The organism is Rhodobacteraceae bacterium S2214 (assembly GCA_025141675.1).
Taxonomy (GTDB): domain Bacteria; phylum Pseudomonadota; class Alphaproteobacteria; order Rhodobacterales; family Rhodobacteraceae; genus Yoonia.
The window spans coordinates 2,961,937-2,974,854 of the sequence record CP081161.1 but is presented as its reverse complement, the minus strand read 5'-3'; the positions used below and the strand labels follow the sequence as shown (position 1 = coordinate 2,974,854).

At 54.3% G+C, this 12,918-nt stretch carries 13 protein-coding genes; 10 read left to right on the top strand and 3 right to left on the bottom strand.

Translation table 11 applies throughout. From position 1 onward, the window contains the following. Positions 1-108 precede the first annotated feature (108 nt). From mgrA to dacB, 4 genes are read left to right on the top strand one after another with little or no spacing between them, the layout of a single operon-like run. Positions 109-1,143: an L-glyceraldehyde 3-phosphate reductase gene (gene mgrA, locus K3729_14725; protein ID UWQ98672.1), complete on the top strand. Its 1,035-nt coding sequence runs from the start codon at positions 109-111 to the stop codon at positions 1,141-1,143. Positions 1,144-1,147: 4 nt separating this feature from the next. Beyond that, complete coding sequence (locus tag K3729_14720) at positions 1,148-1,969, top strand: hypothetical protein (GenBank protein UWR01077.1); 822 nt, start codon at positions 1,148-1,150, stop codon at positions 1,967-1,969. Next, positions 1,970-2,563, top strand: coding sequence for a nicotinate-nucleotide adenylyltransferase (locus K3729_14715; protein ID UWQ98671.1), 594 nt, complete (start codon positions 1,970-1,972; stop codon positions 2,561-2,563). A gap of 51 nt (positions 2,564-2,614) precedes the next feature. Continuing rightward, positions 2,615-4,117 (top strand): D-alanyl-D-alanine carboxypeptidase/D-alanyl-D-alanine-endopeptidase, encoded by a 1,503-nt coding sequence (gene dacB, locus K3729_14710; GenBank protein ID UWQ98670.1) that lies wholly within the window; start codon positions 2,615-2,617, stop codon positions 4,115-4,117. Positions 4,118-4,168: 51 nt separating this feature from the next. Here dacB and K3729_14705 read toward each other — a convergent pair whose 3' ends face one another. Beyond that, a complete protein-coding gene (locus tag K3729_14705; GenBank protein ID UWR01076.1) occupies positions 4,169-4,354 on the bottom strand; it encodes a PLDc N-terminal domain-containing protein in 186 nt (61 codons plus the stop codon). Positions 4,355-4,509: 155 nt separating this feature from the next. Between K3729_14705 and K3729_14700 the strand changes: the two genes are divergently transcribed. Beyond that, entirely contained in the window at positions 4,510-4,800 is a 291-nt protein-coding gene (locus K3729_14700) for a hypothetical protein (GenBank protein UWQ98669.1), read from the top strand. Positions 4,801-4,859: 59 nt separating this feature from the next. On the opposite strand, the gene K3729_14695 is transcribed toward K3729_14700, so the two are convergent. Next, on the bottom strand, positions 4,860-5,279 hold the full coding sequence (locus tag K3729_14695; GenBank protein UWQ98668.1) for a tellurite resistance TerB family protein: 420 nt from the start codon (positions 5,277-5,279) through the stop codon (positions 4,860-4,862). 112 nt (positions 5,280-5,391) lie between these two features. Here K3729_14695 and K3729_14690 point away from each other — a divergent pair, with 112 nt between their 5' ends. From K3729_14690 to K3729_14675, 4 genes are all read left to right on the top strand, one after another. Beyond that, positions 5,392-6,957: a lysine--tRNA ligase gene (locus tag K3729_14690; GenBank protein UWQ98667.1), complete on the top strand. Its 1,566-nt coding sequence runs from the start codon at positions 5,392-5,394 to the stop codon at positions 6,955-6,957. A gap of 136 nt (positions 6,958-7,093) precedes the next feature. Further along, positions 7,094-7,495, top strand: a complete 402-nt coding sequence (locus K3729_14685) for a DUF4864 domain-containing protein (protein UWQ98666.1) — start codon at positions 7,094-7,096, stop codon at positions 7,493-7,495. A gap of 127 nt (positions 7,496-7,622) precedes the next feature. Next, entirely contained in the window at positions 7,623-9,911 is a 2,289-nt protein-coding gene (locus tag K3729_14680) for a glycoside hydrolase family 55 protein (protein UWQ98665.1), read from the top strand. A gap of 123 nt (positions 9,912-10,034) precedes the next feature. Then, the gene (locus K3729_14675; GenBank protein UWQ98664.1) at positions 10,035-10,253 is read left to right on the top strand and encodes a DUF1127 domain-containing protein; all 219 of its coding nucleotides are present in this window, start codon (positions 10,035-10,037) and stop codon (positions 10,251-10,253) included. Here the strand turns inward: K3729_14675 and K3729_14670 are convergent. Then, positions 10,250-10,744, bottom strand: a complete 495-nt coding sequence (locus K3729_14670) for a YdcF family protein (GenBank protein UWQ98663.1) — start codon at positions 10,742-10,744, stop codon at positions 10,250-10,252. The two genes, K3729_14675 and K3729_14670, sit on opposite strands and share 4 nt — an antisense overlap. Positions 10,745-10,899: 155 nt before the next feature. Here K3729_14670 and acs point away from each other — a divergent pair, with 155 nt between their 5' ends. Then, positions 10,900-12,846, top strand: a complete 1,947-nt coding sequence (gene acs, locus K3729_14665; protein ID UWQ98662.1) for an acetate--CoA ligase — start codon at positions 10,900-10,902, stop codon at positions 12,844-12,846. The last annotated feature ends 72 nt before the right edge of the window (positions 12,847-12,918 follow it).

Here is a 12,918-nt window from a genome sequence, read left to right as displayed (position 1 = left end):
TGGTGTTAATGCTGGCGAGAAATTTTGAGGTTCATTGATTTACGAGTCTATTGGTTTGACAATCCGCATTGCCTAACGTCCCTATGCGTATCTTAAAAGGAGACTCTGATGACTTATATGCCCGCCGAAAATCGCTACGAAAACATGACATATCGTCGGTGTGGCAATTCGGGATTGAAGCTGCCTGCGGTATCGCTGGGCCTTTGGCATAATTTTGGCCATGACACGCCACATGATACGAAGACGGCAATTTGCCGGACAGCGTTTGATCAAGGGATCACGCATTTTGACTTGGCAAACAACTATGGGCCGCCTGCTGGTTCTGCCGAACATGCCTTTGGGTCTATACTGAAGGAAGATTTCCAGAACCATCGTGATGAACTGATCATCAGTTCAAAAGCCGGATATCACATGTGGGACGGTCCTTACGGGGAATGGGGAAGCCGCAAGTATCTGATTTCGTCTTGTGATCAGTCGCTTAAGCGTATGGGGCTTGATTACGTCGACATTTTCTATTCGCATCGCTTTGACCCCGACACGCCGTTGGAAGAAACAATGGGTGCATTGGATCACATCGTTCGGTCCGGGCGTGCGTTGTATGTCGGTATTTCGTCGTACAATACCGAACGGACGAAAGAAGCAGCGGCTATTCTGAAAGACCTTGGGACGCCTTGTTTGATCCACCAGCCATCTTACAACATGTTGAACCGTTGGGTCGAAACGGACGGATTAAAAGACGCGTTGAAGGATCTTGGTATTGGTTCGATCGCCTTTACGCCTTTGGCGCAGGGGATGCTGACAAAGAAATATCTGGGCGGCATTCCTGAAGATTCCCGTGCCGCGCAGGATAAATCTTTGTCTACGTCGATGTTGACGGATAAAGCGCTGTCAAACATCCGCAAGCTTAATGAAATTGCGGAAGGTCGCGGTCAAACGCTGGCACAAATGGCGATTGCGTGGGTCTTGCGTGACGGGGGCATCACAACCGCCTTGATTGGCGCGTCTAAGCCGAGCCAAGTGATCGATTGTGCTGGTGCCGTTGGCAATCTGGACTTCACAGCTGATGAACTCGCCGAGATCGACAAATACGCTGACGATGAGGCGATTAACCTGTGGGCCAAATCGTCTGAAACGGACAATTGATCCTGTGATTAGCGAAGTCTGTATCTGTGAGCTAGACGGTGAGACAACTGTTGTTTTGCGCCACGATGGCCATCTGGAAGCCCCGAACTGGCATCCTGATGGTTATCTGATCGTGAACGGCGGCGGTCGGTTGTACCGTCTGGGTTTCAACGATCCGACCTTGGATCCGATCGATACGGGCTTCGCTGTGACATGCAACAATGACCACGGCATATCGCCAGACGGCAAACGGCTTGTGATCAGCGATGCGACGCAGACCAAAAGGTCGTGCATCTATCTGCTTCCGATTGAAGGCGGCACCCCTGAAAAGGTGACGTCGCAAACACCGTCGTGGTGGCATGGCTGGTCGCCTGATGGTGATCGTTTGGCCTATGCTGCGGCCCGTCCCGCAGGCACACCGATTGGGCTATATACCTGCGCGTTGGATGGCAGCGATGAAGTCTGTGTCACCGATGCGTTTGATCATGTGGATGGGCCGGATTACGCGCCTGATGGCAATTGGATCTGGTTTAATGGCGAACAAGACGGGAAGGTCGATCTGTGGCGCGTGCGGCCTGATGGTAACGACCTTCAGCAGATGACTGACGACGCTGCTGTGAACTGGTTCCCGCATCCGTCACCAGATGGGGCGCATGTTGTCTACTTGGCTTACCCTGAAGGGACGCTGGGCCATCCCGGCGGCTTGGACGTGAGCCTGCGGATATTGCCTGCTGATGGTGGGGATACCCGCCATCTGATTGATCTGTTTGGCGGGCAGGGGACGATCAATGTGCCGTCTTGGGCACCTGATAGCCAGCAATTCGCGTTTGTGCGGTATGTCAGCTAGATGACGCATCCTGTCGCAAAACGTGGTCAAGTCATCGGCCTATTGGGCGGGTCGTTTGATCCGGCGCATGCAGGACATGTGCATATCACGACGACCGCACTGAAACGGTTTCAGTTGGACCGTATTTGGTGGATGGTCAGTCCGGGTAATCCGCTGAAAGAAAACGGTCCGGCACCAATGGCGGAAAGACTGCAAGCCGCGCGCGCGGTGATGCAGCATCCGAAGGTTGATGTTACGGATATCGAAGCGACGCTTGGCACCCGCTATACCGCTGATACGCTGGCCGCGTTACAGCGCCGCTACCACGGCGTTCAGTTCGTCTGGCTTATGGGGGCTGATAACCTGACGCAGTTCCATCACTGGCAAGACTGGCAATGGATCATGGACAACGTCCCTGTCGGGGTTGTGGCCCGCCCCGGTGATCGGATTGCGGCGCGGCTTTCCAAGACAGCACGGGTTTATGCAAACGCCCGTATTCCCGGTCGGGCCGCGCATACGTTACGCGATTATGCGGCACCGGCGTGGAGCTTTATTAATCTGCCGATGTCGTCCCAATCTTCTAGCGCTATCCGTGCAAGAGGGGAATGGCGCTAACGTGTTCTATGCGGGCTGGTGCGTCTGCAAGAATCTTTTTAAAGGTTACGCATGACACATCATTTTACGCGCCGCGCCCTTTTAACTTCTGCATTGTCGAGTGTTGCTACTGTTGCTTTTGCCGAGGCGCCGCTGACGTCATTGCGCCCAACCGCACGGCCTGATCTTGATCCGAAAACGTCCCCTTTGGCGCAAGTTACCACTGCTGAAATTATCGCGGATGCGGACCTGAACGGTGTTGTCGGTTTTATGGTGGCTGACGCGAAGACGGGACAACTGCTTGAAGCGACTGACGCCGATATTGGCCTGCCGCCTGCCAGTGTGACCAAGGCCATGACGGCGTTGTTTGCGATCAAGACACTTGGCCCTGATTATACGTTCCGCACGCGCCTTTTGGCGACGGGTCCTGTTGTTGATGGTGTTTTGCAGGGTGATCTTATTCTTGCGGGCGGCGGGAACCCGAATTTTGTGACGGACGAGTTGAGCGCGCTTGTGAAGCAGTTTGTCGACCTTGGGATTACAAAGATCACTGGCGCCTTTCAGGTATGGGGCGACGCGTTGCCATATCGCGAAGAGATTGATCCACCGCAGTTGGATCATCTTGGCTACAACCCGTCAGTCAGTGGTCTGAACCTGAATTTCAACCGTGTGCATTTTGAATGGCGTCGCGCGAACGGGCGTTACACGATCGCGATGGATGCACGCAGCGAAACGCAACGCCCGCTGGTCTATACGTCACGCATGCGGATCGTGGATCGTGCGGTGCCGATTTATACATATGCGCGGGCTGGCAAGATTGATGAATGGACAGTCGCCCGCGGTGCGCTGGGCGATTCAGGGTCGCGTTGGCTGCCTGTGCGCAACCCTGCGCTTTATGCAGGCGATGTTTTTCAGACGATGGCGCGGGCGCTGGGTGTTCCGTTACCGAACCCCGAAAAGATCGCCGAATTGCCTGATGCAGATGAAATCGCTGCGCATGAAAGCGAAGATCTGACGAAGATGATGCGGTCCATGCTGCGGTTTAGTACAAACCTGACGGCTGAGGGGGCGGGTCTGACGGCCACGAAAAAGATCGTCGGAAAACCGTTTGAACTGCCCGAGTCGGCGGCCTGTATGACGCGCTGGGCTGAACAACGGTCGAATGTGCGGGCAAATTTTGCGGACCATTCGGGGTTAAGTGATGTTTCGCGTGTGTCAGCGCAGGACATGGTTGCGATTTTGCGCGATCCTGACGCGATTGGGACGTTGCGCCCGATCTTGAAGGATATCCCGATGACGGACGAAGACCGCGATGTCATTGTTGATTTTCCGGCGCGTGTGGTTGCAAAAACCGGAACGCTGAATTTTGTTTCCACGTTGGCGGGATATGTGCGCACAGAAGCAGGCGACGATCTGGTTTTCACGATCTTCGCTGCCGACCTGGAAGCCCGCGCACGCGGCAAAGCGGCAGGTGATGAACAGCCCGCCGGATCAATCGGGTGGAACCGTCGGGCGAAGCGATTGCAGCAACGGTTGCTGCAACGGTGGTCTTTGGTATTTCAAAGCGAAGCGTAGAGAGACGGCCAAGTTTTTCGGCCGCCTCGGTTTTGGGGGTGTCGTGATGTGTTACGCGGCTGTGGCACGCCCACGCGGTCCGAACCCAACCCACACCAGAAAACCAATGACGGGCAGGACGAGGATAACCACGGTCCACGCAACTTTTGCGGCCGTTCCTGCACTAGATGTCATGACTTGGTAGATTGCATAAAGGTCTGCAATCAAAACTAAAAATCCGAAAATGCCGTAACCCATTTGTCTTTCTCCAAACTGTGTTTGCGTTGGTGGACCAACTGGTCGCGACAAAAAACGTTCCGATAAAAAAATTGGGAACCAAACATCAGGAATGCCGTTCTCATCTTCCATAAGCGCGTCAACTTTTGTGACTGCGCAGGAATGAGGAGAATTAAATGAAACCTGTACTTGCAATCGTTGGTGGTGTTGCTGCAATCGCTGTGATCGCTTTCGCAGTCTTTATGGTAGACGTAGATCAGACCCAAGAAGCGGCGCTACCCGACGTTGATATTGACGTTGAAGGCGGCCAGTTGCCAGAATTTGACGCAGAGGTTGGCAGCATCAGTGTCGGCGAAACAGACGTTGAGGTCGAAGTTCCAGACGTTGAAATCACGACCAACACAGAAACTGTGACCGTTCCCACGTTAAATATCGAAGCGCCAGGGGACGACACCGCGACAAACTAATGCGGTGTGTTGAATTGAGAGGGCCCAAGTTTGGGCTCTCTCTGTTTTTTCGGATTTGTTTAGGCCGTCATGTGCCGCGCGCGCGATCCGCGTTCGATGGCAGCGGCGTGAAGCCGGTCCAATTCCAGCTCATCGCGAATTTCTTCGAGCATGCGTGCCTCGGCCCCGTCGATCAGGCCATCCGCTGCAGCCACATCGCAGGACAGTGCGTATGCGGTTTCAAACAAACGTTCCGGCAGGGCATCGCGGATCAGGCCGAATAGTGCCTCAAGTCCGTCTTCTTGTTCGAGAAGATCGAACACCATTTTGGATGTGCGTGGCGTACGTTCGGTGTCGTAGCCCGCGAAAACAGGCAAGTGATTGATTGAAGTCGTCATTTTCACCAGTTCCGACGTCCGGATATCTTCGTCAGATGCTGAGACGGCTATCATTAAGGCGACAAGTGCGTCTTGGGCCGTCAGTGGGGCGTCTTCGATCATAGGTTAATCCTTTTGCTTCACCCTTACGATTTATTGACGCCACTCGCCCCGCGCAATAGGGAGTGCGCCATTGCTGTCAATTCTGGCAGGGATTCTGAGATGAGAGACCGATATGACCAATTTGCGTGATGCTGCGATGACTTCCAAGGCTTGGCCCTTTGAAGAGGCCCGTAAGCTGCTCAAACGGTATGAAAAGAAGGACCCCGAGAAGGGTTATGTTCTTTTCGAAACCGGATATGGCCCATCTGGTTTGCCGCATATCGGCACCTTCGGCGAAGTGTCGCGCACGACCACTGTGCGCCGCGCCTTCGAGGTGCTGTCGGATATCCCAACCAAACTGCTGTGTTTCTCGGACGATATGGACGGGATGCGTAAGGTGCCTGGCAATGTGCCTGACCCTGACGCGCTGGTGCCGTACATGCAGATGCCACTGACGAAAGTGCCTGATCCGTTTGGTACGCATGCCAGTTTTGGCGATCATATGAACGCGAAGCTGAATTCGTTCTTGGACACGTTTGGGTTTGAATATGAATTCGCGTCGTCGACCGAATACTATGGGTCGGGCAAGATGGACGAGATTTTGCTGCGCTCTGCTGATCGCTACGACGATATCATGAAGATCATGCTGAAGTCGTTGCGCGAAGAACGCCGCGAGACCTATTCAATCTTCTTGCCGATTTCTCCGACGTCTGGCCGCGTTTTGTACGTGCCGATGAAGGAAGTGACCAAAGACGGCATGATCACGTTTGAAGATGAAGACGGCACTGATGTGACGATCCCTGTGACGGGCGGAAACTGCAAATTGCAGTGGAAGCCTGATTTTGGCGCGCGCTGGGCTGCGTTGGACGTTGATTTTGAGATGTACGGCAAGGACCACGCCACGAACACGCCGATCTATGACGGCATCTGCCGCACATTGGGCGGTCGCGCACCCGAGCACTTCACATACGAGCTGTTCCTCGATGCCGATGGTCACAAGATTTCAAAGACATCCGGCAACGGTCTGACCATCGACGAATGGCTGACATATGCGGCGACCGAAAGCCTTTCGTACTTCATGTACCAAAAGCCGAAGACCGCAAAACGGATGCATTTTGATGTGATCCCGAAGGCTGTGGATGAATACCACCAGCAATTGCGCGCCTATCCGGATCAGGACGAGAAGGGGAAGATGAACAACCCTGTGTTCCACATCCACGGCCACAACGTGCCGTCATCGGACATGGTGGTGCCGTTTGCGATGCTGCTGAATCTGGCCTCTGTGTCCGGTGCGGAAGACAAGGACACGCTTTGGGGCTTTATCCAGCGCTATGCGCCTGACGCGTCGCCGGAAAGTAATCCGCAACTAGATCAGGCCGCCGGTTTTGCCGTGCGTTACTACAATGACTTCGTCAAACCGACGAAAGTGTATCGCGCACCAACGGATCAGGAACGTGCGGCTTTGACGGACCTCGTCGCGCGTCTGAAGGCATGGGACGGCGGTCTGGATGCCGAAGAGCTGCAGTCGATGGTGTTTGCGGTTGGTAAAGAGCACGCGTTTGACCCACTGCGGGGCTGGTTCACAGCGCTATATGAAGTGTTGCTGGGCGCGTCTCAGGGTCCACGTTTTGGTGGGTTCATCGCGCTTTATGGCGTGGATGAAACGGTTGCTCTGATCGAAGACGCGCTGTCGAAGTAAGCGGCATCGCGACAGCGTTTCAGGTTATGAAAGGCGTCACGTTTGTGGCGCCTTTTTTCGTTTGGCGCCACTAAAATGAAACCTAACGGCTGTTTCATCCGTATCTGCTATGATGCAGCAGAGGGATGGAACGATCATGAAGCGAATTTTTATGGGCGTTGCGGCGCTGGTTTTGTGGGCGGGCACCGCGCTTGGGCAGGCCAATGAGGCGATCGAAGATGTGATTGGAAGCCAATTACAAGCCTTTAACGACCGCGATGTGACAGAAGCGTTTTCCTACGCCAGCCCGATGATCCAAGGCATTTTCCGCGAACCGCAGAATTTCGGAATGATGGTCGAACGGGGCTATCCGATGGTGTGGGACAATTCCGATGTGCGGTTTCTGGATTTACGCGAAGAGCAGGGCATGATCTTGCAGCGGGTAATGATCAAAGACGCGGAAGGCGTTATTCATACGCTGGAATACGCGATGATTGAAACGCCGAACGGTTGGCAGATTAATGGTGTCGCTTTGGTCGCACCCGACTTGGCCGCCTAAGCGTTGCGCATGGCGCCGTTACGGTGCTGTCAGGTGGCCTTTACCTGATCAGATTATCCCTATTCCCGACTGAAATGGCGGTTGGATGTTCCCTTGCGGATCACACCGCACTCATGAGGGATATTCCATGAACAAGGCGATTACTGACGGCGTGGTGTTGATGCCGCTTCCCTTTGTGGCGGGGCTGGGTGTTTGGTCATCTGAAGATGGTACTCCAGGGTCAGATACCTACGCCACAGACGGGTCGGGTGTTTTTGTATCCGCTGATCAAGACTTTGGTGGTTGTCTTGAGATGGTGAAAAATGCTGGCACCCAACGTCTGCGTTATATGGGCGAAACGCCCATCTTGCCGGGGTGTTATTTACGCGTGACGGCGCGTGTCAAAGCCGTCGCTGGTCCATTTCCAACGGTGCGTATTTCAGGCTATCCCGGCGCGTCTGGCGGTGGGAAGGTCGGTGGACTGCCCGAGACGGGGCCTGCCACGACGCTGACCACCATAGGCGAAATCGTCGAGATATCCGCGATCATCGGGCTGGGCGAACGTACGGGCGTTGATATGGTCTGGCCGGGTGCAGCCTACGGTCATTTCGGGATCGATCTGACAGGGGATAACGGCGGGCTGATCCGTGTTGACGACCTGATCATCGAAGATATCACCAGTGCGTTTTTGCGCGATATTATGTCCGTCGTGGATGTGCGCGATTTCGGGGCAAAAGGCGATGGTGTGACGGATGATAGTGCCGCGTTTGAGGCCGCCGACGGTTTTGCGAATGGCCGCACGGTGCTTGTGTCGACTGGTCAATATTATCTGGGCGATAGCGTGACGATCCAGAGCCGCATCAAGTTCGAAGGGGCAGTCCGGCAAGACCCTGCAGATCGGTTTATTCTGCAACACGACTTCAATTACCAACTGTATCTGGATGCGTTTGGCGACGAGGAATTGGCGTTCGAAAAGGCATTTCAGGCGCTGCTAAATTTTTCGGATCATGAATCGCTTGATCTGGGCGGGCGGCGCATTGCATTGCGCAAACCGGTCGACATGCAGGCGGCTGATCCAACGCGGACGGTTTTTGCCACGCGGCGTGTGATCCGAAATGGCCAGTTTCAGCCCGTTGCCGGGGCCAATTGGGATACGACGGTTGTCACGTCGCAAGGGACATATGCGACGAGCAATGCCAGACGCCTGTCGAATGTGACCAATGTTGCAAATATTCCTGTCGGGTCTTTGGTTGAAGGCGCCGGTGTCGGGCGCGAGGTTTATGTGACCTCAGTCAATGTTGGCGCACAGACCCTGAACCTGAGCCAACCGTTGTTTGATGCCGCTGGTACGCAGAATTTCACGTTCAAGCGTTTCAAATACATGTTGGATTTTTCAGGTTTTGCCGATCTGGATCAAATGATTTTGGATGACATCGATTTCCAATGTGATGGCATCGCAAGCGGGATTATGTTGGCACCGCAGGGGCTTATTTTTCAGGTTCGTGACAGTTTCATGACCAAGCCCAAAGATCGCGGGATCACGTCGATTGGCACCGGCTGTCAGGGGATGATGATTGATCGGTGTAATTTCACGTCAAACGAACAACCTTTGTCGGTGTCTTCCCGCAAAACCATCGCGTTCAATGCGAATGCAAATGATGTGAAGATCAGGGACAATCGCGTCGCTTTGTTCAAGCATTTTTGCGTCTTGGCGGGATCCGGCAACCTTGTGTCTGGCAACCATTGGTTCCACGGGGATCAAACGACAGACGGCGTGCGGTTGGGCGGGATGATTTTCACTCTGCCAAACAGCAAATCGATCATCACGGGCAACTATATCGATAACAACTTTATCGAACTGACGAACGAACATGAGGCAGAGCCTGAATTTGCGTCCCAGTTTTCCTTTGGCGGCTTGACGATCACTGGCAATATATTTACGGCGAATGACGTCGCGCGTTGGTTCAATTTCATTGTGATCAAGCCATATGGCCCGAACCATTTCATTCACGGGTTATCTGTCGTTTCCAACGTGTTTCGCACGCTCAATGGTGCGATTGATCGTGTGGAATCTGTCGATACGTCATTTGATGATCTTGATTTCGGGCGTGCGCGCGGTGTCAGTTTTACTGACAACACGTTTCACGGCGTGGATGAACCTTGCTACAATCCTGCCCCGATGGACGTCACCCAAGCCACGCCGTCGACGACTTGGCAATTCGATGCGGCACCTTTGTTACCCTTTGGTGGCCAAGCCCGCTTTGTTGATTCGATTGTGGCGGACGGCCCTTTGCAAAATGCGAGCAATGCTGCGGTGTTTGAGACGCCTTATGTGACCGACAACCTTGGATCGAACAAAAGCGAGACACGATTCACCTTTGGGACGGCTGTCAAAGGGCGGATCAGGTATCAAGTGCGTATGGATAACCCACTTTGACAACGACGCGCATGCTGCGATGCAGAAAGTGCATAACAGCCTTGCAGGAATGAGAGTTGTGGGTCCATACAAATGGGCCCATTTTTGTGGTGGGAGGAAGGTAACGAATTAAGGATGCTTTCCATGTCTACTTATAACATGAACACAATGATGACGACCCGTGAGATGATCGGTTCGTTCTTGGCTTTGCCATTTCAAGCTGTCGTAAAGTTCTTCACGACGATCCAGTCCTCGCGGATGGAACAGTTGGACGCGTTGAACGCGATGAGCGACGAAGACTTGGCTGCACGCGGTTTGACACGCGCACAGGCAGCTCAAGCGATTTTGCGCTGCGGCTTCTAAAGGTTTCGATCGCGAAACCGCCACCACAGCAGTCGCGCTGCGTAGGCCGGAATGGCCGGAAGTTCGCGGGCGACCATGCGGTAGTGGCTCGGCATATGTGCGCCGGTGATGTCCGGCGCGCTGACCTGCGGTTTCAGGCCAACCGCGCGGGCCACCAGTTTTGACCGCGGCCCATGGTAACCGTTCGTCACGATTGTGACGTTTTGGATTCCGAAGGGGTTCAGGATTTGCGCGGCATTGCGCAGGTTTTCATAGGTCGAGGTGGACTGGTCATCGCAGTGGATCACGTCGGTTGGGACTTTGGCGTCGATCAGTAGGTCGCGCATCACGGTGGCCTCTGTCGGGGCGTTTTTCCCCAAGCCGCCGCAGGCCACAATGATTTGCGCGGGATCCTGATGCCACAGCGAGGCTGCATGCAGCGTTCTGCGGCGCAATGTAGGTGAAGGGCCGTCGGGCCAAACTGCGGCCCCCAATATCACGATTGCGGACAAAACAGCCTCTCAGATTGTAAAATAATTGACAGCATCAGTTCGCGCTCCGCTGAAAATTTACACAAACTGACCATATACGACCTAGGCGAACTTGGCTTTTTGCAATTTCTGCTCATGATGCCTCCCAACTATCAAATTTGGGGGGAGGAACCAATATGTCAGATCGTTATCCACCATCCGCCGAAGCCGCAGCGCGTGCGCATGCGGATAAGGCCACCTACGAGGCGATGTATGAACAATCCATCTCCGATCCTGCGGCGTTCTGGGGGGAGCACGGCAAGCGGATCGATTGGATGAAGCCATATACGAAGGTCAAAAATGCGCGTTTTGACTTCGGTGATGTTGATATCAAGTGGTTCGAGGACGGCACGCTGAACGTTGCTGCGAATTGTATTGACCGGCATCTTGCGGAACGCGGTGATCAGACTGCGATCATCTGGGAGCCTGATGATCCCAAAGATGGCGCATTGCATATCACCTACAAAGACCTGCACGGTCATGTCTGCAAATTCGCGAATGTTCTCAAAGAGATGGGCGTGGGCAAAGGCGACCGCGTGGTCATCTATATGCCGATGATCCCCGAAGCCGCTTATGCGATGCTGGCTTGTGCGCGTATCGGTGCGATCCATTCGATTGTGTTTGCCGGTTTCTCTGCCGATGCGCTGGGCGCACGGGTTAATGCCTGTGATGCAAAGGTTGTAATTACATCTGACGGTGCGCCGCGTGGCGGCCGTGTCACTAACCTGAAAGACAACGTGAACCAAGCGTTGTTGAATGATTTTGATCCGGTCAAATGCCTCGTTGTGAAACGCACTGGCCAGCAAATCGCGTGGCGTGAAGAAGGCGACTACTGGTTGCACGAGATGCAGGAAAAAGTGAGCGCTGATTGTCCGCCTGAAGAAATGAACGCCGAAGACCCGCTGTTCATTCTTTACACGTCAGGGTCCACTGGGATGCCGAAGGGTGTCGTTCATTCGTCCGGCGGCTACATTGTGTATGCGTCGATGACCCATCAATACACGTTCGATTACCATGACGGTGACGTCTTCTGGTGTACGGCGGATGTGGGGTGGGTCACCGGCCACAGCTACATTGTCTATGGCCCGTTGGCCAATGGTGCGACGACGCTGATGTTCGAAGGTGTACCAACCTATCCCGACGCAGGCCGGTTCTGGGCTGTGTGCGAAGAGCACAAAGTGAACCAATTCTATACTGCGCCAACCGCGATCCGTGCCTTGATGGCGCAGGGTAACGAATGGGTTGAAAAGTACGACCTTTCCGACCTCAAAGTGCTGGGCACCGTCGGTGAACCGATTAACCCCGAAGCATGGAATTGGTACCATAACATCGTCGGGAAGGGGAACGTTCCTATTGTCGATACGTGGTGGCAGACTGAAACGGGTGGTCATCTGTTGACGCCATTGCCGGGGGCGACAGCCACAAAACCCGGATCGGCAACCTTGCCGTTCTTTGGGGTGCAGCCCGTCATCCTTGAACCGACCAGCGGCGAAGAAATCACCGACACTGCCGCCGAAGGTGTACTGTGCATCAAGGACAGTTGGCCGGGGCAGATGCGCACCGTTTGGGGGGATCATGAACGGTTCATGAAAACCTACTTCGCTGACTACAAAGGCTACTATTTCACCGGTGATGGCTGTCGTCGGGACGAAGACGGCTACTACTGGATCACAGGCCGCGTCGACGACGTGATCAACGTATCTGGTCACCGCATGGGGACAGCCGAAGTCGAAAGCGCCTTGGTTGCCCACGCAAAAGTAGCTGAAGCCGCAGTTGTTGGTTTCCCGCACGTTATCAAAGGGCAGGGCATCTACGCTTACGTCAGCTTGATGGGCGGCGAAGAACCGTCTGAAGAGCTGCGTAAAGAGCTTGAGGTTTGGGTTCGTTCGGAAATCGGTCCAATCGCCAAGCCTGATCTGATCCAATGGGCGCCAGGTTTGCCGAAAACACGGTCCGGCAAGATCATGCGCCGCATCCTGCGTAAGATTGCTGAAGATGATTTTGGCGCGCTTGGCGATACATCGACGCTCGCTGATCCAAGCGTTGTTGATGATCTGATCGAGAACCGGATGAACAAGAGCTGATCGAAATCAGCTTGATTTACCAATGGTTGACCCGCGCTGCAGGCTTTGCAGCGCGGGTCTTTCTTATTGGGT

Bases quoted from the DNA above. Each gene is read 5' to 3' on its own strand.
- mgrA (UWQ98672.1), top strand. From the start codon at position 109: ATGACTTATATGCCCGCCGAAAATCGCTACGAAAACATGACATATCGT.
- K3729_14715 (UWQ98671.1), top strand. From the start codon at position 1,970: ATGACGCATCCTGTCGCAAAACGTGGTCAAGTCATCGGCCTATTGGGC.
- dacB (UWQ98670.1), top strand. From the start codon at position 2,615: ATGACACATCATTTTACGCGCCGCGCCCTTTTAACTTCTGCATTGTCG.
- K3729_14705 (UWR01076.1), bottom strand. From the start codon at position 4,354: ATGGGTTACGGCATTTTCGGATTTTTAGTTTTGATTGCAGACCTTTAT.
- K3729_14700 (UWQ98669.1), top strand. From the start codon at position 4,510: ATGAAACCTGTACTTGCAATCGTTGGTGGTGTTGCTGCAATCGCTGTG.
- K3729_14695 (UWQ98668.1), bottom strand. From the start codon at position 5,279: ATGATCGAAGACGCCCCACTGACGGCCCAAGACGCACTTGTCGCCTTA.
- K3729_14690 (UWQ98667.1), top strand. From the start codon at position 5,392: ATGACCAATTTGCGTGATGCTGCGATGACTTCCAAGGCTTGGCCCTTT.
- K3729_14685 (UWQ98666.1), top strand. From the start codon at position 7,094: ATGAAGCGAATTTTTATGGGCGTTGCGGCGCTGGTTTTGTGGGCGGGC.
- K3729_14680 (UWQ98665.1), top strand. From the start codon at position 7,623: ATGAACAAGGCGATTACTGACGGCGTGGTGTTGATGCCGCTTCCCTTT.
- K3729_14675 (UWQ98664.1), top strand. From the start codon at position 10,035: ATGTCTACTTATAACATGAACACAATGATGACGACCCGTGAGATGATC.
- acs (UWQ98662.1), top strand. From the start codon at position 10,900: ATGTCAGATCGTTATCCACCATCCGCCGAAGCCGCAGCGCGTGCGCAT.